A 25,387-nucleotide genomic window follows, 5' to 3' on the forward strand; every position below is an offset into this window, starting at 1 on the left:
GTGTCCATCGCTGAGGTTCACCTGATTTTCGTGGGTATCCCGCTGCTGCTGACCGCGGTGCTGGCGGCGCTGATCTACCGCCACAAGGGACCGCATCCAGAGCCGTACACAATGTCCGAGTCCTGGACGCATCCGCCGATTCTGTGGGCAGCCACCGAAGAGGTCGTCGGAGACTCGCACGGCCATGGCGCCGGTGAGCTGACAGTAGGAGGTGGCGCAAGTGGCAAGTGGTGAAGTGCGTAGCGACGTCGCGACGATCGTTGAAGAGGATCTGCCCATCGGCTGGGCGCTGACCTACAGCGGGCGGCTCTCGGGCGTGATCGAACCGGGCACGGTCTCGGAGACGTACCCGTTCTCGATCAAGGATCGGGTCGAGTTGGATGACGCGCTGAAATATGGCTCGCGGGCGTCGAAGGCCAGGTTTGCCGTCTACATCGGTGACCTCGGTGCCGACACCGCAGCCAAGGCGCGTCAGCTCCTGGCCAGTGTCCCCACGCCAGATGACGCGGTGCTGATCGCGGTCTCACCTGATCAAAAGGCAATCGAGGTCGTCTACGGCTCGCATCTGCAGGGCCGCGGCGCCGAATCGGCCGCCCCGCTGGGTGTCGCTGCCGCCGCGTCCGCCTTCAAAGAGGGCAACTTGATCGACGGCTTGGTCAGCGCGGTTCGGGTGCTCTCGGCCGGTATCGCGCGGCCCTAGCTTTCTTTCGCAAGCGCGCGTGCCTGTATGTGGGCACGCGCGTTTTTGCGTACCCCGGTGAGTGTCCGGCCGTACACCCTCGCGAGCGCGCAAATTTGTCCAGATATAGCGGCGTGTCGCCGGACAAACACGCGCGCTCGCGGGGGGTGGAAAAGGGTCAGCTGGCGTCGAAGATGCGGGCCTTCAGCGCTCGCTCCACACCAGCCCGGCCTTCCAGGACCAGTCGGCGCAGCGCGGGCGGAATATCCCCGGCCAGGAATCGGTCGGCGGCGTCGAGCCCAGCCTGGTTGATATCCCACGACGGGTACAGGCCGACGACGACGGTCTGCGCGACCTCGCTGGAGCGTCGCTCCCATACCTGGGCAATCGCCTCGAAGTACCGCTCGGTGAAGGGCAGCAGTAGTTCGCCCTGCCCCGGTCGCACGAAGCCACCGATGATCGCGCGGCTGGTGATATTGGCCAAGGTGTCATCCTCGACGACCTGCTCCCAGGCCGCCTCCTTGACGGCGATCTGCGGCCTGGCTGCCGCAGCAGCTGCGGCCTGGCGCTTACCGGCAGCCGTGGGATCGTTCTCGGCCTCGCCGTCGATGAACGGTGATTCGATGCCTTCGGAATCCAGGTCGCCGCTGGCGGCGAGAGCGGTGACGATCCGCCAGCGCAGATCGGTGTCGATCACCAGCCCGGCCAGGTTCACCTCGGCCGGCTCGTTGTCCAGCAGTGTCGCCAGGACCGCGACGTGCCGCAGCGACAGCACCGACGTGCAGAGTGCGTTGACGAAGGCCAGCTGATGATCCGAGCCCGCTTCGGACTCGCGCGCCAGATCGAGCAGGGTGTCGGCGAACGCGGGCCAGCCGTTCTCGCACGCCCAGCCCTGCTCGGCGTAGGAGCCCAGCGCGGTCTGCGCCTGCAGCAACAGCCGTTGCGCGACGCCCACCTCGGATTCGGCGTGCACCCCGCTCATCACCAGCGCCACGAAATCACGGGCGGTCAGTTCGGCGTCGCGGGTCATCTCCCACGCCGCCGACCACGCCAGCGTCCTCGGCAGGGGTTCGGCGATATCGGCAATCCGGGACAGCACCGTCTGCAGCGACTCCGGATCCAGCCGGATCGAGCAGTAGGTGAGGTCGTCGTCGTTGACCAGGATCAGCTTGCCGCGCGAAACACCCTGCAGCGCAGGGACTTCAGTGAGCGGGCCCTCGACGTCGAGCTCTTCGCGGTGCACGCGGACCAACTTGCCCGTGACGGGGTCGTCGTCGTAGATGCCGATCGCTAGCCGATGCACCCTGGTCTCACCCGCGCCCGGTGCCGCCCCGCTCTGGGCAACGGCGAAACGGGTGAAGGTGCCGTCGTCGGCAAGGTCGAAATCGGCGCGCAGCGTGTTCAGGCCGGTGGTCTTGAGCCACTGCTGCCCCCAGTTCGACAGGTCGCGACCCGACGACTTCTCCAGGGCGCCAAGCAGATCAGAGAAGCCGGCATTGGCGAATGCATGGTCGCGGAAGTAGTCCCGCAGCCCGGCCAGGAAGGATTCGAGACCGACGTAGGCCACCAGCTGCTTGAGGACGCTGGCGCCTTTGGCGTAGGTGATGCCATCGAAGTTGACCTCGACGGCGTGCAGGTCGGGAATGTCGGCGGCGACGGGGTGCGTCGACGGTAACTGGTCCTGTCGGTAGGCCCACGATTTCTCCACGTTGGCGAACGTCGTCCAGGCCTGCGTGTACTCGGTGGCCTCGGCCTGGCACAGCACCGAGGCGAAGGTGGCGAAGGATTCATTGAGCCACAGGTCATCCCACCAGGTCATGGTGACCAGGTCGCCGAACCACATATGCGCCATCTCGTGCAGCACCGTCTCGGCACGCCGCTCATAGGAGTAGCGGGTGACCTTGGACCGGAAGACGTAGTCCTCCAGGAACGTCACCGCGCCGGCGTTCTCCATGGCACCGGCATTGAACTCCGGGACGAAGAGTTGGTCGTACTTGCCGAACGCGTAGGGTGTGCCGAAGTTGTTGTGGTAGAAGCCGAATCCCTGTTTGGTTTCGGTGAAAAGCCGCTCGGCGTCCATGAACTCACCCAGCGAGGCGCGGCAGAAGATGCCGAGCGGAATCTCGCCGTGCTCGTCGGAGTAGACGTCGTCCCAGCGGGCATACGGACCGGCGATCAACGCCACCAGGTAGGTACTCATCCGCGGTGTGGTCGCAAAGGTGTGCAGCTTGCCTGCGCCGGCGTCCTCCACCATGGTGGTGGCGCCGTTGGAGATGACCTGCCAATGCGCGGGTGCGGTGACGGTGATGTCGAAGGCGGCCTTCAGGTCGGGCTGGTCGAAGCAGGCGAACATCCGCTTGGCATCGGCGGTTTCGAACTGCGAGTACAGGTAGATCTCGCTGTCGACGGGGTCGACAAATCGGTGCAGGCCCTCGCCGGTGTTGGAGTAGCGGCAATCGGCGTCGACGATGACGACGTTGTGTTCGGCCAGGCCCCGCAGGGCGATGCCGGTGGACTCGTCGTAGCCGGAGACGTCGATATCGTGGCCGTTGAGGCTGGCGCTGCGGATCGTGTCGGCGGCGATGTCCAGCACCGTGTCGGCGCCGGCGAGGGCGTTGAACTCAACGGTGGTGGTGGAGCGGAAGGTGCGCTCATCGGTGGTGAGGTCGAGGTCGATGCGGTAACTGTCGACGGTGACCAGTGCTGCGCGTTCGCGGGCCTGGTCCTGAGTCAGATTGGGGAGTGCCACGTCGATCAACACTAATCGTCGCAGCGCGGGTTGGCCGCCCGGTCGGCCGTTAGGTCAGTCCGGGGATCCCCATACCGCTCAAGCCGTCCAGCCCCGGAATTCCGGTGAGTCCGCCCAGCCCGTTGAGCCCGCCCAGCCCGTTGAGCTGGTTGAGTACGGTGCCGTCGCCGATGGAGTTGATCATCGACGGGCAGTACATGGAGATCGCGATCCCGGTGAAAAAGGACGACATCTCGGGGGAGATGCCGTTGTTGTTGCCGCGGATGGACGACGCGACGCTGGCGAAGTTCTTACCCGGTTCGACCAGGGCGGGGCAGATGGACTGGCCCAGCGACACCGTGTCGGCCGGGTTGCCGTAGTTGATCCCGGCATTGCTCAGCGCGGCCAAGAATGCGTCGCTGGTGGTGTCAGCGTCCGCGGGGACGTCCGTCGTCGCGGAAACTGTGGCCAGCGCTGTCACGCCCACCGCGACCGCGAGCACGCGCTTGCGCATCGACCAGATACCCGCTCCGACAACAGAATTTGAATAACCCGTAGGTGTGGTCACAGTGAACTCCTCGATTTCGGGGAGTGCACTTCAGTCACCCCATTCGCAGGGGTAACACTGCTCTACAACAGTCACAGAAGTAACACGGTCCGGTAAAGGTTCGCACCCTATGCGTGTCCTGTGCGAGTCCGGCGACGGCGTTGAGGTAGCCCGCCCGGCGGGTATGTGGAACACACCGTCGCCGCGCAGGGTTGTGTTGACAGGATGTCTGTGCCCGCCGCTTGATCGAGAGGAACAACGCAATGAAGGACAAGGCCGATTTCTGGTTTGACCCGCTCTGCCCGTGGTGCTGGATCACCTCCCGCTGGATCCTCGAAGTGGAGAAGGTTCGCGATATCGAGGTGAACTTCCACGTCATGAGCCTGGCCGTGCTTAACGAGGGCCGCGACCTGCCGGAGAACTACCAGGAGATGATGAAGAAGGCCTGGGGCCCGGTACGGGTGGCGATCGCCGCCGAGCACGCCAAGGGGCCGGACATCCTCTCGCCGTTGTACACCGCGATGGGCACCGAGATTCACAACAAGGGCAACAAAGATTTCGACGACGTCATCCTCAAATCGCTTGAAGAGGCCGGTCTGCCCGTCGAACTGAGCGAAGCGGCGACGTCGGAGAAATTCGACGAGGCCCTGCGCAAGAGCCACCATGCCGGAATGGACGCGGTCGGCGATGACGTCGGAACCCCGACCATCCACGTCAACGGTGTCGCGTTCTTCGGCCCGGTGCTATCGCGCATTCCGCGCGGCGAGGAAGCCGGCAAGCTCTGGGACGCCTCGGTGATCTTCGCCAGCTACCCGCATTTCTGGGAGCTGAAGCGGTCTCGCACGGAGTCGCCCGAATTCGATTAACGCCACTCCGGTTGCGCGTCGGCACGGCGGGCATCACGGTATACCGATGACAGTCGCCGAGCCCAGTACCGACGGTTCCTACGGCAAGAAGATCGTCGCCGTCGAACCCGGCGGAAACGAGTTCATCGCCGAGGCTGACCGACACGGTAAGCCCAGCCAGTTGTTCTGGACGTGGACGTCGCCGAACCTGGAGTTCGCGACCATCTTCGTCGGCGTGCTCGCGGTCGCGGTCTACGGCATGAGCTTTTGGCAGGCCGTCGTCGGCATCGTGATCGGCACCGGGCTCGGGGCGCTGGCGCACTACTTCCTGTCGGCGCGTGGTCCGCTGCACGGTGTGCCGCAGATGGTCCTCGGCAGACTGCCGTTCGGCTTCAAAGGCAATGCCCTGCCCGCGGTGCTGATGTCCGTCACCGCGGGCGTGGGCTGGTTCGCCACCAACAGCGTCAGCGGCGCCTACGCGCTGGCCGCGCTGTTCGGCATCGGACCGCTGCTGGGTCTGGTCATCATCGTGCTGGTCCAGACCTCATTTGCGTTCTTCGGCCACAACCTGGTCCAGGCGTTTGAAAAGTATTCGTTCCCGGTGCTCGCGATCATCTTCGCGGTCGCATCGGTCGCCATCTTGACCAAGTCCCACGTCGGGGCACCCGCGCTGGAGCCGCTGGTCGGCGACGGTTCGCTGGGCGGTTTCCTGCTGACCGTCGGCACCGCGTTCGGCTATGCGGCCGGCTGGACGCCGTATGCCGCCGACTACACCCGCTACCTGCCGTCGACGGTGTCCACGGCCCGGACCGGCCTGTTCGCCTCCGCGGGGCTGTTTCTGTCCTGTGTGGTGCTCGAAGTTGTCGGTGCGGCCTCGGTGACCATCGGCCCGGCCATCTCCGAGAACCCGACTGAGGCTTTCACCGGCGAGCTCGCCTCACCGATCGCCAAGGCCACCCTGTTGGCCATTGCAATCGGTGCGATCGCGGCCAACTCGATCAACATCTATTCCGGTGCCATGGCGTTCGTGACGATCGGGATCAAATTGCCCGCTCACATCGCCCGCGCGCTGGTCACCGTGTTCTTCGGAGTCGCCGGCTTCCTGGTGGCCTGGTGGGCACTGCCCGACGCCGCCGCGAGCTATGAGGCGTTCCTGCTGATCATCGCCTACTGGATCGGACCATGGCTGGGCGTGGTGTTCGCCGATCAGTATCTGCGCCGCGGCCAGAAGATCGCCGGGTTCCTCTACGACCGGTCCTACACCAACTGGAACGGCCTGCTGTCCTTCATATTCGGTCTGGTGGTGTCGGTGCTGTTGTTCTCCAATCAGGAGAAATTCACCGGTTTCATCACCAGGGCTGTCCCGCAGCTCGGCGATATCACCTTCTTCGTGGGCTTCGTGCTGGCCGGCGGTGCGTACCTGCTGGTGTGCCGGTCGAAGATCGCCGCGGAACGCGCCGTTTACACTTCCGGAGTATGACCCCCCAGGAGATGCTCGAGGTTGCCGTCGCCGAAGCCCGAAAAGGACTGGCGGAGGGCGGTATTCCGATCGGAGCCGCACTGTTCAGCAACGACGGTGTGCTGCTGGGCAGCGGCCACAACCGGCGGGTGCAAAACGATGACCCGTCGGTGCACGGCGAGACCGATGCCTTCCGCAACGCCGGACGCCAGCGTGATTACCGTTCGACGGTGATGGTCACGACGCTCTCGCCGTGCTGGTACTGCAGTGGCTTGGTGCGGCAGTTCAACATCGGCGCTGTGGTGATCGGGGAGAGCCGAACGTTCAGCGGCGGCCACGACTGGCTGGCCGAGCACGGTGTGGCGATTACGCTGCTCGACGACGAACGCTGTGTGTCCATGATGACGGAATTCATCGCGGCCAACCCGGCGGTATGGAACGAGGACATCGGGGTTGCAGAATGAGGATGCGATGAGTGCTATTGCCACCATTGACATTTCGCGCTGGTATGCCGGCGGCGCGGCCGCCGACGAGGTGGCTGCCGAAGTCGACGAAGGTCTACAGCGCGCCGGTTTCATCGTCGTCACCGGTCACGGTGTCGACACCGACCTGGCCGCCAGGGTGCGCGCCGCCAGCCGGGAATTCTTCGCCCTGCCCCATGAGGTCAAGCAGCGTTACTCGGTGCCGGTCGGCGGGCATGGCTGGATCGGCCCCGGCGCGGAGGCCAACGCCTACGCCGAAGGCACCGAGACGCCGCCGGATCTCAAGGAGAGCTACAGCCTGGGCGCCGAAACCGCCACCGGCGACGAGGACGTGGACCGAATCTGGTTCGCCCCCAACGTGTGGCCCGCAGAGGTACCGGCACTGCATGCGTTGGTCGATGAGTACACCGCGGCGATGCGCAAAGTCAGCGACGACCTGCTCGCGCTGTTCGCGCGGGCCCTTGGCCTGCCCGCCAACCCGTTCGCGGCCCTGGCCGACCGGCCGACGTGGACGATGAATATCAACCACTATCCACCGGTCAGCGTGGTCGGCGAGCCCGAGCCGGGCCAGTTCCGCATCGGACCGCACACCGATTTCGGCACCGTCACCGTCTTGGACCGCGAACCCGGCGCCGGGGGACTGCAGGTCTACTCCGAGGCGCAGGGCTGGGAGGACGCCCCGTGGGAACCGGGTGCGTTGACGGTCAATATCGGTGACCTGCTTGAGTATTGGAGCGGGCGGCGATGGCCGTCGGGACGGCACCGCGTCCTGCCGCCGCAGCCGCACGCCCCTGAAGAAGATCTGGTGTCACTGATCTACTTCTATGAGGCCAACCACGATGCGCTGGTCACGCCGATGGAACCGCCGATCGGGAAGGTGTCAGGACTGCACCCCGTGACTTGTTCGGACTTCATCAAGGAACGCCTCGACGCCATCACCGTGGGGTAGCTCCGCGTTCGGCACCGCGTCGAGTTCGGCGAGCTGCGCGGCGGTCAACGTGATTTCGCCTGCCTGCACGTTGTCCTGGAGATGGCCGATCGAGACGGTTCCCGCGATCAGCAGGGTGTTCGGCGCGTGGGCCAGTAGCCAGGCCAGTCCAACTTGGGCCGGCGTCGCACCGATTTCGCCGGCGATGCGGCGCACGACGGCGTTATCGGCCACCTTGGGAAAGCCAGGAAAGGACGACCCGAGCGGAAAGTATGGCGCCCAGGCGATGTCCTGTGCGGTGCAGAAATCGAGGGTGGCTTCCTGGCTGCGATCGAGCACGCTGTACGCGTTCTGGACGCAGACGATGCCCGCGGGTAAGGCCCGTTCCACCACGTCGAGTGGAACGGCGCTGATCCCGATCGCGCCGATCTTGCCCTCGTCGCGCAACGCGATCATCTCGGCCAGTTGGTCGTCGAGGTCGACGATCTGATCACCCTCGGCCCGCAGACCCGGTCCGAGGTCGAGTCGGCGCAAGTTCACCACCGGTACCCGGTCGATACCCAGTTGCGTCAGATCGGCCTCGACGGCGGCCCGCAGATCCGCGGGCTTCTGGGCGGGTGCCAGGGGGATGTCACCGGCGACGCTGCGGGCACCGACCTTGCTGACGATGACGAGGTCTGTAGGAAAGGGCGCCAGCGCGTGGCGGATGCGCCGGTTGACCTCGCCGTCGGAGTAGAACGAGGCGGTGTCGATGTGGTTGATCCCCAGGTCGATAGCCCGACGCAGCAACGCGTCTGAATCGTCCATCGACATCGTGTCGTCCCGGAACATCGCCCCGTAACCGATTCGGGCCACGGGTAGTTCGCCGATGTGGCCGAGACCGCCGGGGTGTTGCGTGGGTGCCATGGTGCTCCTCAGGGCATACTGGGCAAAGGCGGAGGAACCTCCGCTTAATCGACCGTAGCAGAAACGGAGGCACCTCCGCTATGGCTGATCGCGTCCGTGCCGATGCATCGCGCAACCGAAATAGCCTCATCGCAGCGGCGACCGCCGCCTTCACCGCCAGCGACGGCACCACCGTCTCGCTGGAGGGCATCGCCCGTGACGCCGGCGTCGGCATCGGCACGCTGTACCGGCACTTCCCCAACCGCGAGGCGCTGGTCGAAGCTGTCTTCTGCAACGAACTCGCTGAGGTAGCGGCCTCGGCTGGGGAGTTGCTCGGCCAGCATCCACCCGTGACGGCGCTGCGCCGATGGATGGATCGGTACGCCGGGTTCGTCGCGGCGAAGCGGGGGATGGCTCAATCGCTGCACGCGATGTTCGCCTCCGGTGCCGTGCAGCCCAGTCAGACCCGAGAGAGCGTCGTCGGTGCGGTCGAGACCTTGCTGAAAGCCGGCGCCGAAGACGGCAGTCTGCGCGCCGACGTCCACGCCGACGACGTCGTATCCAGCCTGATCGGCATCTTCCTGGCTAGCCACTCCACCGAGCAGACGCAACGCATGCTCGATCTGTTGGTCGATGCTCTGGTGACAACCCGCTGAGCCCCGCGACGCGCGAAGTAGGGTTACCGCCATGCGCGTTTACCTCGGCTCTGACCATGCCGGCTTCGAGTACAAAGAGAAGATCATCGAGCACCTCAAGGCGACCGGGCACGAGCCGATCGACTGCGGGGCCTACGTCTACGACGCCGCCGACGACTACCCGGCGTTCTGCATCGCCGCCGCTCTGAAAACTCGCGACGACCCAGACAGTCTCGGCATCGTGCTCGGGGGATCGGGCAACGGTGAGCAGATCGCCGCCAACAAGGTGCCGGGGATCCGCTGTGCACTGGGCTGGAGCGTCGAAACCGCTTCGCTGGCAAGGGAACACAACAACGCCAGGGTGATCGGCATTGGTGGCCGGATGCACGAATGGCCCGAGGTTCTCGCCATCGTCGATGCGTTCCTGACCACGCCATGGTCGGGTGCCGAACGGCACCAACGGCGTATCGACATCCTCTCCCAGTACGAGAAAGATCACGTGGCGCCGCCAGTGCCTGGCGCACCCGCGTAGCCCATGCCAGAAGGTCACACACTGCACCGACTGGCCCGGCTGCACCAACGCCGGTTCGGTCGTGCGGTGGTGCGCGTCGGTAGCCCCCAAGGCCGCTTCGTCGACGGTGCCGCCACGGTCGACGGCCGCATCCTGCGCAAGGCCCACGCGTGGGGTAAGCACCTGTTCCACGAGTACGACGGCGGCAGCACCGTGCATGTGCACCTCGGCCTGTACGGGACGTTCACCGAGTTCCCGGCGGCCGACGTCGACGAGATTCCCGATCCGGTGGGCCAGGTGCGGATGCGGATGATCGGCGCCGAGTACGGCACCGATCTGCGCGGCCCGACGGTGTGTGAAGTGATCGCCAAGGCCGAGATCGCCGATGTCATCGCCAAACTCGGACCCGACCCGTTGCGCCCCGACGCCGATCCTTCACCGGCTTGGGCGCGGATCACCAAGTCCCGCAGACCTATCGGCGCACTGCTGATGGACCAGTCGATCATTGCCGGAATCGGCAACGTGTACCGCAACGAACTGCTCTACCGCCACCGCATCGACCCGTTCCGACCCGGTGTGCAGATCAGCGCCGACGAATTCGACGCGATGTGGACCGACCTGGTGGCGTTGATGAAAGTCGGGGTGCGACGCGGCACCATCGTGGTGGTCCGTCCCGAAGATGACCACGGCGCCCCGTCGTACCGGCCGCACCGGCCGCGCACCTACGTGTACCGCCGGGCCGGTGACCCCTGCCGGGTCTGCTCCACAGCGATCCGCACCGTGGAACTGGAAGGTCGCAACGTCTTCTGGTGCCCCCACTGCCAGACCTGAGTTTGCCCACATCCCTCGGTGGGCGCGTGCACAATGAACCACAGCGCAATCGCCCAGTGGCTGTCTCGGCCGGGCAGGTTCGGGTAATCCGATCTCTTCGTAGGTCAGAAGCGACGCATTTCTGGGGTGGCGTGCTGCGTCAAGGGGAGGGGGGTAGAAGCGTTGGCCATCGGTGATGGAGAGGAACGCGCACTACGGGCGAAGCTGAGGATCGCGACAAGTCAAGAACGTATCGACGAGTTGCGACAGCGCCTTGAGCAGTTGTCCCACACGCTCGCATCCACCCGCGATGATGCGGAGCGGGCCCGGGCGCGGGCGGCCGAGGCTGCGCTCTACGCCGCCGAGGCGCACTTGGGTGCAGCCAATCAATATGAACGGACGGCGCTTGCACATGAGAGCACCGCCAGGGTCCACGCCGCCGCCGCTGCCCTCGAACGCGATCTCCTGCGCATTTCACACCTGCACGCCGCCGAAGCACACCGCAACGCCGCGAGACAAAACCGTGTCCTGGCCGACGAGAAGCGGCGCCAGGCAGAGGCGGCGGGCATCTGCCAGCACTGACCGGGCGCGTCACCGCATTTGACGGGACAATCTGCGGGTGGAACTGATCCTGGTTGTCGTCGGTGCGATCGTGGTCACCGCTTTGGCACGCCGGCGCGGCCTCGAACCGGCGCTGATCATCGTCGTGGTGGGCATCGCCGTCTCGTTCCTGCCGGGCTTCGAGGCTCCCGAACTCGACTCCCACATCCTGCTCGCCGTGGTGCTGCCGCCGCTGCTGTACTCGGCGGCGTTGAATTTCTCCTTTCCGACGTTCGTGCGCAATATCCGCCCGATCCTCGGCCTGGGTGTCGGGCTGGTGGTGGTCACGGCCTTCGCGGTGGCAGCGGTGTCGGCATGGCTGGTGGTCGTGCCGTTGACCTTCGGCACTGCGTTGGTCTTGGGTGCGATCGTGGCCCCACCCGACGCGGTCACCGCCGTCGCCGTCGGCCGCAAACTCGGACTGCCCAAAAAGGTGATGGCCATCCTGACCGGGGAGAGCCTGATCAACGATGCCGCCGCGTTGGCGCTGTTCTCGGTGGCCGTCGCTCAGGTAGCCGGTACCCACACGTTCATCGCCAACCCGTTGCTGCTCTTCGGCTACAGCGCCGTCCTCGGCCCCATCGTGGGTGCCGCGCTGGGTTACGTGACACTGTGGATCCGCAAGCGATTGGCGAGTCCGGGACTGGAGACGGTCCAGGGGTTGGTGGTGCCTTTCGCCGCCTTCCTCGCCGCCGAAGAAATTCACGCCTCCGGGGTGCTGGCGGTGGTGGTGGCCGGGTTCGTCGTCGGTAGCGGGACGCTGGGGTCCGGCTACCAGACACGGTTGCAGGAACGCTACGTCTGGAACTCGGTCGACGTCCTGTTGGAGGCGTTCGTTTTCGCCTATATCGGCCTGCATCTGCGGTTCGTCCTCGAAGACCTGCGCGAGGCGCACGAGTCGCTGACGGAAGTGTTCGTCGCATCGGCGATCGTCCTGCTGGTGGTGCTGGTGATCCGGCCCGTGTCGGTGTTTTTGATGTTCGGTCGCGGGGTGCTCTCTCGCCACGTCGAATCGCGGCTCAGCGTGCCGGTTCCCGAACACGGCGGCCGCGGTGCGCTGGGTACTCGCAAGCGGCGACGAGAGCCGGGGAAATGGCGGTCGATGATCGACCGCCGCACCCTGTCCTGGCAGGACAGTGTGGTGGTGTCGTGGACGGGGATGCGGGGGGTGGTGACGCTGGCCGCGGCCGCCGCCATCCCGCTCACCACGGTCTCCGGTGAACCGTTCCCGGAGCGCGCGACCATCCAGGCCATCGCGTTTGTGGTCAGCGTCGGCACGCTGCTGCTGCAGGGCTGGACGCTGCCGCTGCTGATCCGTCGCCTCAAGCTGTCGTCGCATGACGACGACACCATCTACGACCGGGAAGAAACGCTGAAAGCCGAACGGCTGGTGCACGAGGCGGCCGATGAGGTGTTCGCCGGTTTCCGGGCGAATCCACCCGACGGCCTCGACCCACGGGTGCTCACCGAAATTCGCAATCTGGTCGCCCGGCAATCCCAGGACGCCGACGAAATGCCCGACCCAGAAGCCCACACCCTGCGGGCCGAAGTGTTCGCGGCGCTCTACCGGGATGTGCTCGCCGCCCAGCGAGCGGCGCTGATCGGCGAGCGGGACTCCGGCACGATCGACGACGAGGCGGTCCGCGCGATGCTCGAGCGCCTCGACCTGCAGGAGGCCGGCGTGTCCGCGCGGCTGGAAAGCCGGCTTTAACCGGCGGGGTAGGTGGCCGGGAAGTTCGCGGAGGCCAGGTCAAGGATCTCGGCGCGGTCCTCGGGCACGATGAACCCCCCGGCGATCGCCAGTTCGAGTGCAGCAGTGAAGCGTTCGAGGTAGTCCTCGACACCACCGGGATAGCGCCGCGCCAGTGTATCGGCGTCGAACAGTTCCCCCGAGCCGAACAGGAACGCCATATCGACGTCACTGTCGACGACGCCGGACGTGCGGGCAATGGGCACATCCACCCACGGGGTTCGGATGCCACCGACGGCGATACCGGCTGCGTCGAGCTGCAACTGAGGCGGAGCGTCATCCGTCAGCTGCAGCAGCGGGCCGGACGGGGCTGGGTCACCGTCGCGCACCCACGAACACAACCCGGCCAACGCCGCCTGCAGCACGTAGTGGTGCTGAGGTGCGAAGTTGATGGAGTGCGCCAACTGCCGGCCCATCAGCGTGTCGGTGGGCGCATAGGCCGCGACGATATCGCTCAGCGGTGCCGCACCGGTGTCGATCGGCGCGACCTGGATTGTGTAGTTATCGGCGTGCGCCGTCCCCGGGATCTCCCACGTCCGCAGCATGCCGTTGTCCGGTTGCCGGGCCGCGTGATAGCCCGGTAGCCGACCGTCGATCAGGTCAGTTTCGGTGATCACCGTCATCGTCGGCACCCGAAGCCTGGGCCGGAACCGGACCTGTTGGGGCACATCGGGTGAGTCGAGAATCGACTGGCCGTCCAGTGGGGCGGCGGGACCGAACCGCGAATGGACCAAAAAGCCGTCGAATACTCCTGCCAGCGGGTCCACGGCATTGATGTAGGTGGTCAGGAACATCGCTGACTGCGATTCACCCACTGCCACAACCGCTTCGATGGCGTCGGGGGCGTCTAGATTCGGTGCCGTCAGCTCACCGCTGCGGACCAACCGGCCGACGTGGGTGAATATGTCGTAGGAGAAAGCGTCGCCGGGATGCGACAGCGACGCATACCGTTGCGGATCAAGCGTTTTCAGCGACATATCGAGACCGTTGAGGCTGGCTCCGCCCTGGACTCCGACCTGTTGCGCGGAGACGGCGACATACATACAGCCCTGTCGAAGCACCTCGCGGTGCGCCATGAACCACAGCGCAGGCGCATCGATACCGCCGCTGACGTTGAGCCACTCGACCAGGACAGTGCCGTTGAACGATGCAGTATCCACCGGCGCCAGCACGACCACCCGAGTGGTGAAGTCTGCGGCATCCGCTGGCGCAGCGTCCCAATGCCCATCCGAAAGGGCTTTCGTGACAAGGGAATACGAGGTGGCCGACCCAGAGACGAAGAACTCGGTGGCGCTGTAACCGACATCGGCAATGGAGAATGCTCCAAGGAGCAGGTTCGGTTTGCCCGGAACTGGCGTGACGATCGGTTGCGACATCTGACCGATGTTAGAAGTCGCCGAAACCGCCGAAGTCGCCGCCACCGAAATCGCCGCCGCCCCAGCCGCCGCCGTCACCGCCGCCGCCCCAACCGCTGTCGCCGCCGCCACCGCCCCATCCGCCGTCACCGCCGCCGCCATCCCAGCCGCCGCCGTCACCGCCACCAGTGTCGCCGCCGCCCTGGTCGAACCCGGCGTCCTGGCCCTGATCAAAGCCCTGGGCGAAGCCCTGCTCGTAGCCCGAGCCGGACATGCCGGAGAACATCGCATCGAACAGCAGTACCGAACCGAGGCCCCAGGCGCCGGCGACCAACGCCGGTTTCCACCACGGTTCGGAATACCAGCCCGCGGGGACCGGGCGTCCGGCCACGCGGCCGCCGGGGTAATAGTTCGGTGTGTTCTGCGACGGCGACGGGGAGGCTTCGATCTGACGGCCTTCGAACTCCACCCGGCGGTCCTCGGTGACGGTGCCCGCGGAGCGTTGTCCGGCCAGCGTCTCGAGCTCCGGTCCCGGATCCATTCCCATCGCGACGCGCGCGGCGCGCACGTAGTAGAGCCCTTCTACGGCGCTCTCCTTAGCCAGCAGCGCCTGCTTGGCGGTGGTGGCCTGCTCGATCTGTGAACCCGCCGCGGTGTAGCGCTCCGACGCGTCGGCAAGCGCCTGCTTGGAGGCTTCATCGGTGCCGGTCAGGCCGATCACCTGCCCGCCGAGGCGTTCGATGAGGCGACGGGCGTCGGCTTTGGCGTCGGCCAGCGACGCGGCATTCCGCTTCCCCGACGCACGTGATGACGACACCACGGCCAGTGCGATGGCAGCGACGACAATGATGATCAGGACGAGCAGGACGCCGTTCATGACGTCCAGCGTACCCACAGGAAACAAGCACTCAGCATGGCTTTACAACGCTGGGGGTGGTCGATGAGTTCCTTGGGCAGAGGTGATGGCGTGGGTCGACGGTTCGGGTCAGTGCGCGTCGACAAATCGCTGACGATAGGTGTCGAAGCGTGCCGCCAGTTCCGCGGCGTCGAGGCCAACATCCTCCGGGTGATAGGTGACGCCTCCGTAGCGGCCGCGGGGGTGCTCGGCGCGAAATGCGGCCATCGCTGCCCGGGCCGCCTCGTCGAAGGGCTGCCCGGCGAGTGCGTAAATGGCTGCGACAGTGGACTCTTCGTCGGCCATGAAATCGTCGAACCGCACATCGATCGACTGCCCCGCGGGCAGTACCTCTCGGTCGCGCACGCAACCGTCGAGAAGATCTCCGCCCCGGTAAACCCACTGGCGCGCGATCTTCTCGGGATCGGGCTTGCTGCAGGCCATCCGCGCCGCGTAGCTGATCATGGTGGTCATCGACTGCATCACCTCCACGGGATCGCGATGTGTGACAACGAATGTCGCGTCGGGAAAGGTGGCGAGCAGCGTCGGGAACTGTTCGAGGTGTTGTGGAGATTTCAGCAGCCAACGCGTGCCGCCACGCAGCCACTGCAGCGCCTGCAGACTCCGCTTCAGATAGGCATACGACGGGCCCTGGTCATGGGCTTTGTAATGTTCGGCGAAGCTCGGCAGGTGGTAGGTGGTATCGAACAACATGCCGGAGATGTCATTGGCCAGCAGCTGGATCTCTTCGTGCGCATGGTCGACCGTCATATCGTGCATACGCTTGAATTCGGGCATCGAGGTGTTCAGCAGATCGAGGCCGACGGCGCACCGGTCCCGGCGGGCCTGCTCGTCAGGCTCATCGGGTACCGGGAAAGGTTCCAGGCTCTCCCAGTACGGCAGGTACCGGATCGCGGGGTCGGCGGCAATCAGGTTGTGCAGATGAGTGGTTCCGGTGCGCGGCAGGCCACAGATGATGATCGGGCGTTCGATCACCACGTCTTCGATCTCGGGATGCGCCGTGATCAGCGCCTCCAGCCGCAGCCGGTTGGCGAGGTTGCCGACGAGCTGCTCGAACACGATGGCAACCCCGACATCGGAAAGCCCCGCCTCATCACGCAGCGAACGGCACAGGACCTCTAGTCGCTCCCGGAAGGCAGGATCACCCCAATCGGACAAACCGGTCCGCTCCTGGGCTGCTGCGAGCATCGCCGCCGGCGTCAGCTCCAGGGTCGCGCCGTAGTCGGCCAGCGCGTCGCGGATCGGCTGCGCTTCAGCTGGATAGGTGGGTGCGGCCAGGTCTGTCAGCCGAATCGGAGCGGGTCGGGCTGTGCCGGTGGTCATTTCGCGATCCCGGGAACATCAGCGAGCGCCACCACCCGGCACACCTGCCGGGTCGGGGTTTCCTCGGGCAGGAACCAGCGCAGCCAAATCAGGCCCTTGTGCCGTCCGGCGGTGGACACCCAGTTGGGGTGACCGGGATCGGTGTCGCTGATCACGATTCGCCATGACCCGTCGGGTTCGTAGGTGACCTGCGCGCCGTTGATCGTGACCCGCTCGTGGGTGTGGTCGTAGGTGTGCAGGAACGGGTTCCACAGGCACAGGTTCCAGAACACACACTCCGGGGATGTGCCCTCGACGACGAGTGCCTGACCGGGTTCGAGTTCGTACGCGCCCATCGCGTATGCGGCGTCGGCCGCAGACCATCCATAGGCGTTCTGCGGCACCGGGAATGGCTCATGGATCTCGTTGGCGGGCTCGATGCGGGTAGGCAGGAACGACAGCTGTTCATGCAGCCAGGTGCGGGCAGCCCGGAATCGTCGGGTCAGGTCCTCGGGGCTGTCGTGTCGACGGGCGGGCGGGTCGACCGCCTCGATCTTCCACTGCACGCGTTTGTCGGTGGTCGGCTCGTTGAGGTAGTCGCGGGTCAGCGCCACCACCGCATCGGGGTCGAGCTTGAGCCAGGTGCCTGGCTGCGGGTCGGGGCTGATGGTGAATTCGAAGTTGCCGTCCGCGTCGAACTCCAGGTCGCGATCGTTGATGGTCCCGACGATGCGGTTGCTGTAGCTGCCGTCATCTGGGCCGCCATAGACGGTGATCGACAGGTAGACCGAGTCGCCGCGATTGCCGGTGACGCGGTAGGTGCGCGCCGGGTCGACGGGCGCGAGCTGGTAGAACGCGTCGGAGTTGTCGCCACCCCATTTCAGGTAGGGCCCGATGACGTCGACCAGGATCGGATTGTCCTTGTCGCCCCATACGTAGGCGTCGACGGCGACCCGCAACAAGCTGAAGGCCAGGCGGTAGCCGTCGAGGAGATCAGGTTCGGGTAGTGGTGGATCGGCGGTGAGCAGTTTCTGCTCGATGGCTCGGACCTCGTCGAGGAGTTCGTTGTATGCGCCGGACAGGGTGGGCACTATCTCGTGATTCTGGGCGAGGTCCGTCATGGGGTTGCTCCATTCGTGTGCGGTGGATCGGGTGGTGCGGGTCGTGCTCCTTGCAGGGCCAGGGAGCAGAGTCTTTCGATCACGTCGTCGACGTCGTCGTCGCGCTGTAGCACCTGTGAGGTGTAGAAACTGGTGCCGACCAGCAGGTCGAAGAGCATGTCGATGTCGACATCCGGTCGGACGGCCCGTTGCTCGATACCGGATTGGATCAGGGCGCCGAAGGACGTTCGGGTCGCGGCGTCGAGGAGCTGCTGGGCGCGGATCTGCAGCTGTGGGTCGCGGGTGCGCTCGGCGAGGATTCCCAGCGCGGCCGCGGCGACCACCGGTTCACGCCAGAACTCCACTACGCCGCGGACAAACCGGCGCAGGTCGCTGGCGAATTCTCCGGAGCTGGCCAGGATGTTCTCGATGCCGGACGGCAGACCGAAGGCGGCATCGAAGACCACGTGCGCCTTCGACGGCCAGCGCCGGTAGATGGTCGGACGGCCGACGCCGGCTTCCCGCGCGATCGATTCGATCGACACCTGGTCATAACCGGTTTCGGTGAGCTGCCGCCGGGTGGCCAGCATGATCGCCTGATCGGTGCGGGGATCGCGGGGTCGGCCAGGGCCCGGGGTCGGCGCACTCACCACGTTGTGATCCACTTCACGATGATTATGTTCCGTAACGTAACGTAATTTGTCAACGGTGTCGTACTCATGCGGCGCGCGCGCCGCCGCATTAGAGTGCGTCTCGCTAAGTAGGTGCAGTCGACTCAGAAGGGCATCGATGCCGCGGTGGCGCACCCTTTCCGGCTCGGCGCACTCGCTGACTCCGTACGCACCGCCAGGACACCTCTGCGGGTGGGGATCGCGCTGGTCGCCGTCGTGGCGCTGGTGCTGGCCGTGATCGAGATCCGTCGCGCCCCGGATTCTGGTGTACCACAGGCGATTTCAGGCCCGTTTGCGCTGCTGCTCGGAGCCTCGACCAAGCTCGGGACGTCGAAGGTGGCCACCGTCGAGATCACTGCCGAGCTCCGCGGCCACGACAGTCCGGACCGCTTCATCGGCTGGGCGAAGGACAGCGGTCTGTCGGTGCGCTGGCACCCCGGTGACAACTGGGCGGTGCTCCAGGGCCCACCCGCCGCCGTGGCCACAGCGTTGCAGGTGCCCGTCGACGACTATCGCGGCCGGCGAGGACAGGTGTTCTACGCCTCGGCCAGTCAACCCCTGGTGCCGGTGTCGGTGCGCGATGACGTGGCCGGCCTCGGCAGGATCCTCAGCTACACGCCGTACCACTCCAAACGTCCGTCGATCCTGCCGCTGGAAGTGCCCAACCAAAGTCTGCAGCCCGACGCCCTACGCACCACGTACAACGTCACCCCGCTGACCGCGGCGGGTTTCACCGGCAAGAACACCACCATCGTGGTGTTCGCCTTCGACGGTTTCAATCAGGCCGATCTGGATAAATACGCCGAGACATTCGCCATGCCGAAGTTCGCCCCGCAGGTTGTCGGCGGTATGCCAGAGCAGCGCAGCGGCGAAGCCACGATGGATCTCCAGGTGGCACACGCCGTCGCCCCTGACGCCAAACTTGTTCTGGTCAATGCCCGTTCGACGGTCGAGGGTGGCGGCACCTACGTCAAGATCGCTGAACAGATGGCCTCGGTCGATGAACAGTTTCCCGGTGCGGTCTGGACCCTGTCGATCGGCTGGGGATGCGACAAACTGCTGACCGCGGCCGATCTCGCGCCGGTTCGCTCGGCGATGGCCGCGGCGCTGGCCAACGGAACCACCGTGTTCAACGCCAGCGGTGATCTGGCCGGCCTGGAATGCAAAGGGGGACACGACTGGTCGTCACCGCCTGGGCCGGCCGATGTCGGGTTGGATGCGGTGGCCTCGTTGCCGGAGGTGACCAATGTGGGCGGCACCGCATTGACCACCGACGAGAACTACCGGTGGCTCGGCGAGCAGTCGTGGATGGACCCGGCATTGACCCAGGGCAGCGGAGGTGGGGTGTCGAACCTCTTCGATCGGCCGCGCTGGCAATCCGGGGTGTCCGCCCCGACCAACACCTTGCACCGGATGACACCGGATATCGCCGCCGTGGCAGACCGCTCCACCGGCGTCATCATCGTGGTGAATCAGCAGTTGGCGGTTGGCGGCGGTACATCGCAGTCGGCGCCGATCTGGGCAGGGATGGCCGCGGTGATGAACCAGTTTCTGACGGCCAACGGTGGCCGCCCACTCGGCGAGCTCAACCCCACCCTGTACCGCCTCGCAGCGGGTGCGCCCCGGCCCGGTTTCAACGACATCACCCTTGGCGCCAACGCCGTGGCCGTCGCCGGACCCGGCTACGACATGGTGACCGGGCTGGGCAGCCCGAACGTGGACAACCTGGTGCGCAACATCCTCGATCTGCAGCAGTCACCGCGATGACCGATCAGCCAGCCGCCACCGACGACGTTCGCCCCGCGACCATGCCGTGCCAGCGGTGTGAGCACGACGTTCCGCCCGGCAGGTTCTGTGGGCGTTGCGGTGCATCCCTGACTCCGGCGGGCGGTGACGGCCCCGGGTGGCTCAGGATCCGTGATTACGCCGCGGCTCCCGGCGAGAACGTGCTGACGCCGTCGATCGTCAGCTCGATGTTTCCGTATCTGCCGAATCGGTCTTGCGGCACGTTCCGGGTCGCGGTCTGGTTGGTGGCTGCCGTTTTGGCGATCCTGTGTGTGCTGCAGCAGGAGGTGGCGATGGTGACCACCACGACGTTCGCACCGCCGCTGCTGTTGCTGATCTATCTCAAGGAGACGGGGGTCATCACCGATCTGCTGTGGCGGGTGTGGGTGCCGACGCTGGTGGTCGGGATTGGCGTCGGCGTGTGTTGGGCGCTGTGGACCAATGCCATCGTCGCCGAGTCCTACAGCCTCGGGCTGGGTATCGAAGTGCCCACCGCACAACTGATGCGCGATGCGTTGGTGATTCCCTTCGGCGGCTTGTTCGCGTTGCAGCTGCCCGCCGTGCTGATCCGGCTGACCCGCCCACCTGCCCGAGAGTCCTTATACGGCTTCGGTGTTGGCGCGCTGGGCGGCACGATGTTCGCGGTGGGTGCCACCATCGTCAGGTTGGTGTCACAGATCGACGCGGGGGAGCGGGTCAGCGATCAACCCGTCGCGGACCTGCTGTTGGAGGCGGGTGTTCGCGGGATCACCCAGCCGTTGATGGCGGGCGCGATCGGTGGACTGATCGGCGCAGCACTGTGGTACCGGGGACCCGACGGCCAGGGTCGTCGCGGGCTGTGGACGGCCATCGTGGTCGGTTCGCTGGCCGCCCCTGCCATCTACGCCAGCGTCGGCCTGGTCGATGTTCTACGCGTCACGCCGTACCTCCAATTCGTCGTGCACGTGACGATCGCGGTGGTGGCCCTGTTGGCGCTGCGGATCGGTCTTCAGCTGGCTCTGCTGAACGAACGCCATGACGTGACCGACGCCGAATTGCCGATCCTGTGCGCCGATTGTGGCCATGTTGTGCCCGATATGGCGTTCTGCCCCGCCTGCGGGGTGGCTTCGCAGGCGGCGTCGCTGGAGTCACGGGCGGTGCGCAGGCGCGACCGGCCCAGGCCGACCGAAGAACCCAAGCCGACCGAAGAATCGGTGGACCGATGACCGCGCCGACGATTGACGCGCCGACACACGAACTGTTCCCCGGCTACTCGATGCAGTCGCCGACCTACTCGGCCGCGCCGCTGCGGTACACGCCGCTGTATCGACTGCTGCTCATTCTCGGTGTGACCCTGGGGGCGATCGTCATCGCGGTTGCGACGGTGTCGACGCTGACCATCAAACCGGCTGCGGTATATCTGTGTCCGCCGGAGTGTGGTCGGCCGCCGACGGGAATCCCGGTGCAGGAGAGCCCGCGCTTCACCGCCGCCGACGACAGCTTCTCGGTGGCCTATCCCTCACCGGGGACCAATTACACCGTCACCAAGGAAGACGACGGGGTCTCGGCGGTCTGGACCGGCGGTGACGGCGGCACGCTGGAGCTGTTCGGTGTCCCCGCGGCGGGCCGCACCCCGGCGCAGGTGCTCGACGATCTGATCCGGAAGGCGCAACCCGACGCGACCGTTGCCTACCAGCTGCCCAACGCGATGGTGGGATTCCAGCTCGGTCACGGCGAAGTGCTCGATGTGTACCCGCAAACAAGTTCCGGAGATCGCAAGCGCACGCGAATCGTGGTGCTGGTCGCCGTCAAGAACGATGTCGCACTCATCGGTGCCGCGATAGGCCCATTCCGCGAATTCGGACCCAACAGTGGGCCAGGACTCCCGTCGGGGGCCAACCTTCAGTTGGCCGAAGATCTCGGTAAGTACGTCAACAGCTTTCTCTGGAAGGGCGATCCGCCCCGCTAGGTGTCGAATTCGAAGGATATTCGACAACCGTTCAGGCACATTTCGCTCAGCGTTGCGATGGCGCCAGATCGGCGCAACACTAAGGAATCTCGTTAATTTCGCGCTCGGCCGCCGCGGACATGACGCCACCTTCAGGTTTCCCCTTACCTGCGATCCTGGTCAAAGCCCGTCGTAGAGCGGCTAATTCGGCTGCCGATGCACTTTGCTACGGGATGCTCAGCTGATATCGGCATTGCGGTGCTGCTGCGGGATTCTCTGGGATTGAATGAATCTCAGCCGTACGGCGACCTGGGAACGACGATATATTGACGCGCCGAGAGAATTGGCCGCTGCGAACGAAACTTTGATAGGTGGGGCCGGTGAGCAACGACAAGCGCATCAGCGCCGCGCTCCCGGCCTACGTACTCGGTCAGGTAATAGGCCACGGCAGATGTGGACAGCTTTGGCTGGCTTCTGAGGAGACGCCGCAGCGCACGGTGGCCATCAGGCTGATCCCGGCGCAGTTTGCCGACGATCCTGTCGCACGACGCCGATTCAAGGACAAAGCAAAGCTCCTGGCCGACCTCAGCCAACCTCATGTCGCGTCGGTCTACGACCTTGTCGAAGACGGCGACCTGTGTCTGCTGGTGATGGAATACCTTCCGGGTGGAAGCGTCGCGAGCAGGTTCACCGACGATGGTCTCAGCGCGGCCGCGGCGGTGGCGATCGTGCTGGCCGCCGCCGCCGGGCTCGAGGCGGCGCACCGGCAGGGAATCCTGCACCGGGACGTCAGGCCGGCCAACATGCTGTTCGCCGAGGACGGCACGGTCAAGCTCGCCGACTTCGACATCATCGACGGTGACGGATCGCCGTTGTACTCCGCCCCGGAACATGCTCGTGGAGAACAGGTTTCGCCGGAGACTGATGTCTATGCACTGGCCACGACGCTCTATGAACTGTTATCGGGCGTGTTGCCGTTCCCCTCCGGTGGTGGCACCTCGGCAATAGTGTCCAGGCGCAAGTTTGAGGATCCGATTGCTCTTACGGCGGTCGCGCCCGGTGTGCCCGGATCGATCGCGGACGTGGTGATGCGGGGCTTGGCGCGTGAACCGGCCGACCGATTTGGCTCGGCGGAGGACTTCGGGGTTGCTTTGGCCGCCTCCGCTAAAGAGTCCTGGGGGCCGCACTGGCTGACCGTCAGCGGTATCGCCGTCAACGGCAGTGACCCGATTGTCGAAGCCGCGACAAAGTCGAATTCCGGTGAAGCCAAACAGCATTCCACCGTTCTCCCCGAGAGTGCGACCACCAAGACCAAACCCACACAGACTGCACCGCCGCACCGGGTGGAGACCGCCGATAGCGCCGCGCCTTTTTCGGCGATCGCGGCGTTCGGTATCGCCGGGGTGCTCGCCTTGGCGGCACTGGTCCTGGGGCTGGTGGGCATCGGGGGACCAGAACACGGTGGCGATCTCCTGCCCGGTACGGTCCGGGTCGCCGGGCAGGATCCCGTCACGACCCGCGACATTGCCGTAGACGCGACAGTTCCCATCCCCATCACGATGACCGGACGCCCGGGTGAGCAGGTCACCCTGGCGCTGAACATCCTCGGTCGGTCGGTGGGTAGGCGCGCCACCGAACCTCTGCCCGCCGGCCAGCGGAGCGTCGCGACGGCCCTGACGGTGAATCCGTGGTTACTCGCCGGGCGCACCACCGCAGAGGTGACGGTGATCAAAGGCCAGTCGACGATCGCTATCCACCGTTTCCGGATGTCTGCGACGCAACCCGCGTCCAGGACCGCCGCCGCCGCAGTCGCCGTCGTGGCGGCGTTCCTCGCGGTGGCCGCGATGGAGTCACAGCTGCGTGCGCTGGCCAAGGGGGCTGCGCCTGCCGGCGGGGCGATCGCCGTCTCGGTCAGCGGGGCCGTGCTCGGGGTGGCCGTCGTCGGCTTGGCCTGGATCCTGTTGGGCCAGGAGCCGTCGGTACCCGGGCTCATCGGCTGTGCAGCGCTGACCACAGCGGCCGCTGTGGTGGCCAGGCTGGGTGCCCTAAAAGTCGGGCGCCGGGTCCGCAAGGGCTGAGCAGCCTGCCCGTACAACAAAAAAACCGCCCTATCAGGGCGGTTCGTTGGAGCGGGCGACGGGAATCGAACCCGCGTAGCTAGTTTGGAGTTATATACGCGACCGAACAAACGATCGAGAAACGCCTGGTGGGAGACTCGGCCGTTGCGACGAAAGAGCAGGTGGAAGCCACCTTGGCCGGTACGACGCTCCGCCTAGGAAACGCCATCGCCGGAGGGACGAACAAGGGACCGTAAGGGTGCTACCGAGGTCGCTCACTTCTCGTTGATCTGGCTTTGGCTCGTCCGGCTCAAGAGGGGCACTTTGTAAGCACGCATCGCGACGGCTACGTCCCTCAGACACTCAGTGTTGTTCGTCTTTAGAACCACGAATACGCAGAATGACAGGTAGGCCAGGAAGCAGATCGCAGCGATCACGGGCACGGCTAGTAGCGCCAATCCGAGGTACATCGCGGCGTCCACCGGCCCTCTGGTCCTGGACTCAGTTGCCGTCGACAGCGGGTGGGTAGACTTCGCCTGAAGCAGGTTCCGGTGGAGGCTTCAGCAGTTCCTCCATCTTGGCGGCGACTTCTGCCATCTCCGCCATCAAGGCGTAGATCGCGGGAGGCATCGCCTTGGGGGTCCTAATGACGAACTCAATCTCGCCTCCGTCGATGGGCCAGGCCTGACGCAGAGCGACTGGGATGTCCTGCTCGCGCTCGGCATCCGCAATGAGGCGACGTTGCAGCTGTTGGCCCTCCCGCACCTGTTCCATTGCCGATGGGCCTTCTGATGACACGGAAGCCGACGGTGGGTCGGCATCGACCGGGCCGTCATTGGGCTGTCCAGCGGCCTTGAACGCGCCGTCGCGGGGGAAGAGTACGAGCCGTGTGCCGTCGTACTTGCCAAGGCCCGCGTACACAGCGCTATCCGTAAAGGACTCGATGAACTTGTCTGCCTGCTCGGTGGAGACGCCATGACGCATGACGACCACATTGCGCAGTCGCTGCTCTTCCAGGGGAGTTTCTTTTGCGCTATCGGCGTAGAGCATGCCGAAAACACGGCAGGATTCAAATGCCGCCAAAAGCAGGTGTCGAGCGCTCTCGTGGTAGGGCGCTTCCAAAACCAGCTGCTGCGCTAACTCGCTGAGTGTTACTCGGCTGCTGTCACCACGAGCTAGGAGTCCCCAGTCGCGCAAGGCGGCCAGCTTGGTTCGGAACGCGCCACTGTTCGCGGTCTGGTGGCCGAGGTAGGCGGCTGCGGCGTCGTGGCTGTGGTCCGCGCCGTGTTGCCCGATCGCGATGATGGCCTCGACCGCGTCTCGCAGCGAAAGCTGTGGGAATCCGATCCCCCGTTTCTTCGATGGTGATGCGGGAGTCGATGACTGTTCGTTCATTACTAATCTCCTGTTGTACT

General features: G+C 65.6%; 24 protein-coding genes. 15 read left to right on the top strand and 9 right to left on the bottom strand.

What is annotated here, in order from left to right; all coding sequences use genetic code 11:
* On the top strand, positions 1-234 hold the full coding sequence (gene ctaJ / locus ADBZ9O_RS13010) for an aa3-type cytochrome oxidase subunit CtaJ (RefSeq protein ID WP_526531807.1): 234 nt from the start codon (positions 1-3) through the stop codon (positions 232-234).
* Positions 221-700 carry a DUF5130 family protein gene (locus ADBZ9O_RS13015; RefSeq protein ID WP_526531809.1) on the top strand — a complete coding sequence of 160 codons (480 nt, stop codon included), beginning with the start codon at positions 221-223 and terminating at the stop codon, positions 698-700. The genes ctaJ and ADBZ9O_RS13015 overlap by 14 nt, the downstream gene beginning before the upstream one ends.
* A 157-nt stretch (positions 701-857) precedes the next feature.
* Here the strand turns inward: ADBZ9O_RS13015 and pepN are convergent, their stop codons facing one another.
* Positions 858-3,428, bottom strand: a complete 2,571-nt coding sequence (pepN, locus tag ADBZ9O_RS13020; protein WP_526531811.1) for an aminopeptidase N — start codon at positions 3,426-3,428, stop codon at positions 858-860.
* A gap of 49 nt (positions 3,429-3,477) precedes the next feature.
* Entirely contained in the window at positions 3,478-3,975 is a 498-nt protein-coding gene (locus ADBZ9O_RS13025; RefSeq protein ID WP_526531813.1) for a DUF732 domain-containing protein, read from the bottom strand.
* Between the two features lie 242 nt (positions 3,976-4,217).
* Between ADBZ9O_RS13025 and ADBZ9O_RS13030 the strand changes: the two genes are divergently transcribed.
* From ADBZ9O_RS13030 to ADBZ9O_RS13045, 4 genes are read left to right on the top strand one after another with little or no spacing between them, the layout of a single operon-like run.
* Positions 4,218-4,820 (top strand): mycothiol-dependent nitroreductase Rv2466c family protein, encoded by a 603-nt coding sequence (locus ADBZ9O_RS13030; protein WP_526531815.1) that lies wholly within the window; start codon positions 4,218-4,220, stop codon positions 4,818-4,820.
* A gap of 46 nt (positions 4,821-4,866) precedes the next feature.
* Positions 4,867-6,279, top strand: coding sequence for a purine-cytosine permease family protein (locus tag ADBZ9O_RS13035; protein ID WP_526531817.1), 1,413 nt, complete (start codon positions 4,867-4,869; stop codon positions 6,277-6,279).
* A complete protein-coding gene (locus ADBZ9O_RS13040) occupies positions 6,276-6,722 on the top strand; it encodes a nucleoside deaminase (protein WP_526531819.1) in 447 nt (148 codons plus the stop codon). The genes ADBZ9O_RS13035 and ADBZ9O_RS13040 overlap by 4 nt, the downstream gene beginning before the upstream one ends.
* Before the next feature lie 7 nt (positions 6,723-6,729).
* Entirely contained in the window at positions 6,730-7,689 is a 960-nt protein-coding gene (locus tag ADBZ9O_RS13045) for an isopenicillin N synthase family dioxygenase (protein WP_526531824.1), read from the top strand.
* Here the strand turns inward: ADBZ9O_RS13045 and ADBZ9O_RS13050 are convergent.
* Complete coding sequence (locus tag ADBZ9O_RS13050; RefSeq protein ID WP_526531826.1) at positions 7,621-8,574, bottom strand: aldo/keto reductase; 954 nt, start codon at positions 8,572-8,574, stop codon at positions 7,621-7,623. The genes ADBZ9O_RS13045 and ADBZ9O_RS13050 overlap by 69 nt on opposite strands.
* An 80-nt stretch (positions 8,575-8,654) precedes the next feature.
* Here ADBZ9O_RS13050 and ADBZ9O_RS13055 point away from each other — a divergent pair, with 80 nt between their 5' ends.
* From ADBZ9O_RS13055 to ADBZ9O_RS13075, 5 genes are all read left to right on the top strand, one after another.
* Positions 8,655-9,209 carry a TetR/AcrR family transcriptional regulator gene (locus ADBZ9O_RS13055; RefSeq protein WP_526531828.1) on the top strand — a complete coding sequence of 185 codons (555 nt, stop codon included), beginning with the start codon at positions 8,655-8,657 and terminating at the stop codon, positions 9,207-9,209.
* Positions 9,210-9,240: 31 nt separating this feature from the next.
* Complete coding sequence (locus tag ADBZ9O_RS13060; protein WP_526531831.1) at positions 9,241-9,720, top strand: ribose-5-phosphate isomerase; 480 nt, start codon at positions 9,241-9,243, stop codon at positions 9,718-9,720.
* Between the two features lie 3 nt (positions 9,721-9,723).
* Positions 9,724-10,530 carry an Fpg/Nei family DNA glycosylase gene (locus tag ADBZ9O_RS13065; RefSeq protein ID WP_526531833.1) on the top strand — a complete coding sequence of 269 codons (807 nt, stop codon included), beginning with the start codon at positions 9,724-9,726 and terminating at the stop codon, positions 10,528-10,530.
* A gap of 162 nt (positions 10,531-10,692) precedes the next feature.
* Complete coding sequence (locus tag ADBZ9O_RS13070) at positions 10,693-11,091, top strand: hypothetical protein (protein ID WP_526531835.1); 399 nt, start codon at positions 10,693-10,695, stop codon at positions 11,089-11,091.
* A gap of 37 nt (positions 11,092-11,128) precedes the next feature.
* Positions 11,129-12,820: a cation:proton antiporter gene (locus ADBZ9O_RS13075; RefSeq protein WP_526531837.1), complete on the top strand. Its 1,692-nt coding sequence runs from the start codon at positions 11,129-11,131 to the stop codon at positions 12,818-12,820.
* On the opposite strand, the gene ADBZ9O_RS13080 is transcribed toward ADBZ9O_RS13075, so the two are convergent.
* The 5 genes from ADBZ9O_RS13080 to ADBZ9O_RS13100 all read right to left on the bottom strand — a co-directional run bounded on the left by ADBZ9O_RS13080 (position 12,817) and on the right by ADBZ9O_RS13100 (position 18,197).
* Positions 12,817-14,235 (bottom strand): alpha/beta hydrolase domain-containing protein, encoded by a 1,419-nt coding sequence (locus ADBZ9O_RS13080; RefSeq protein ID WP_526531839.1) that lies wholly within the window; start codon positions 14,233-14,235, stop codon positions 12,817-12,819. The two genes, ADBZ9O_RS13075 and ADBZ9O_RS13080, sit on opposite strands and share 4 nt — an antisense overlap.
* 10 nt (positions 14,236-14,245) lie before the next feature.
* Positions 14,246-15,091, bottom strand: coding sequence for a DUF1542 domain-containing protein (locus tag ADBZ9O_RS13085; RefSeq protein WP_526531841.1), 846 nt, complete (start codon positions 15,089-15,091; stop codon positions 14,246-14,248).
* Between the two features lie 108 nt (positions 15,092-15,199).
* Positions 15,200-16,453 (bottom strand): sulfotransferase, encoded by a 1,254-nt coding sequence (locus ADBZ9O_RS13090; protein WP_526531843.1) that lies wholly within the window; start codon positions 16,451-16,453, stop codon positions 15,200-15,202.
* Complete coding sequence (locus ADBZ9O_RS13095) at positions 16,450-17,553, bottom strand: DUF1214 domain-containing protein (protein WP_526531845.1); 1,104 nt, start codon at positions 17,551-17,553, stop codon at positions 16,450-16,452. Before ADBZ9O_RS13095 ends, ADBZ9O_RS13090 begins: the two co-directional genes overlap by 4 nt.
* Positions 17,550-18,197, bottom strand: a complete 648-nt coding sequence (locus ADBZ9O_RS13100; protein ID WP_526531847.1) for a TetR/AcrR family transcriptional regulator — start codon at positions 18,195-18,197, stop codon at positions 17,550-17,552. Before ADBZ9O_RS13100 ends, ADBZ9O_RS13095 begins: the two co-directional genes overlap by 4 nt.
* A 198-nt stretch (positions 18,198-18,395) precedes the next feature.
* Here ADBZ9O_RS13100 and ADBZ9O_RS13105 point away from each other — a divergent pair, with 198 nt between their 5' ends.
* From ADBZ9O_RS13105 to ADBZ9O_RS13120, 4 genes are all read left to right on the top strand, one after another.
* On the top strand, positions 18,396-19,970 hold the full coding sequence (locus tag ADBZ9O_RS13105) for a S53 family peptidase (RefSeq protein WP_526533118.1): 1,575 nt from the start codon (positions 18,396-18,398) through the stop codon (positions 19,968-19,970).
* The gene (locus tag ADBZ9O_RS13110) at positions 19,967-21,193 is read left to right on the top strand and encodes a zinc ribbon domain-containing protein (RefSeq protein WP_526531849.1); all 1,227 of its coding nucleotides are present in this window, start codon (positions 19,967-19,969) and stop codon (positions 21,191-21,193) included. The genes ADBZ9O_RS13105 and ADBZ9O_RS13110 overlap by 4 nt, the downstream gene beginning before the upstream one ends.
* Positions 21,190-21,936, top strand: coding sequence for a hypothetical protein (locus ADBZ9O_RS13115; protein ID WP_526531851.1), 747 nt, complete (start codon positions 21,190-21,192; stop codon positions 21,934-21,936). Before ADBZ9O_RS13110 ends, ADBZ9O_RS13115 begins: the two co-directional genes overlap by 4 nt.
* A 359-nt stretch (positions 21,937-22,295) precedes the next feature.
* Complete coding sequence (locus ADBZ9O_RS13120; RefSeq protein WP_526531853.1) at positions 22,296-23,993, top strand: serine/threonine-protein kinase; 1,698 nt, start codon at positions 22,296-22,298, stop codon at positions 23,991-23,993.
* 480 nt (positions 23,994-24,473) lie between these two features.
* On the opposite strand, the gene ADBZ9O_RS13125 is transcribed toward ADBZ9O_RS13120, so the two are convergent.
* Positions 24,474-25,367, bottom strand: a complete 894-nt coding sequence (locus tag ADBZ9O_RS13125) for a hypothetical protein (protein WP_526531855.1) — start codon at positions 25,365-25,367, stop codon at positions 24,474-24,476.
* Between the last annotated feature and the right edge of the window lie 20 nt (positions 25,368-25,387).

It is taken from the genome of Mycobacterium sp. (assembly GCF_965229105.1).
In the GTDB taxonomy this organism is placed as follows: domain Bacteria; phylum Actinomycetota; class Actinomycetes; order Mycobacteriales; family Mycobacteriaceae; genus Mycobacterium.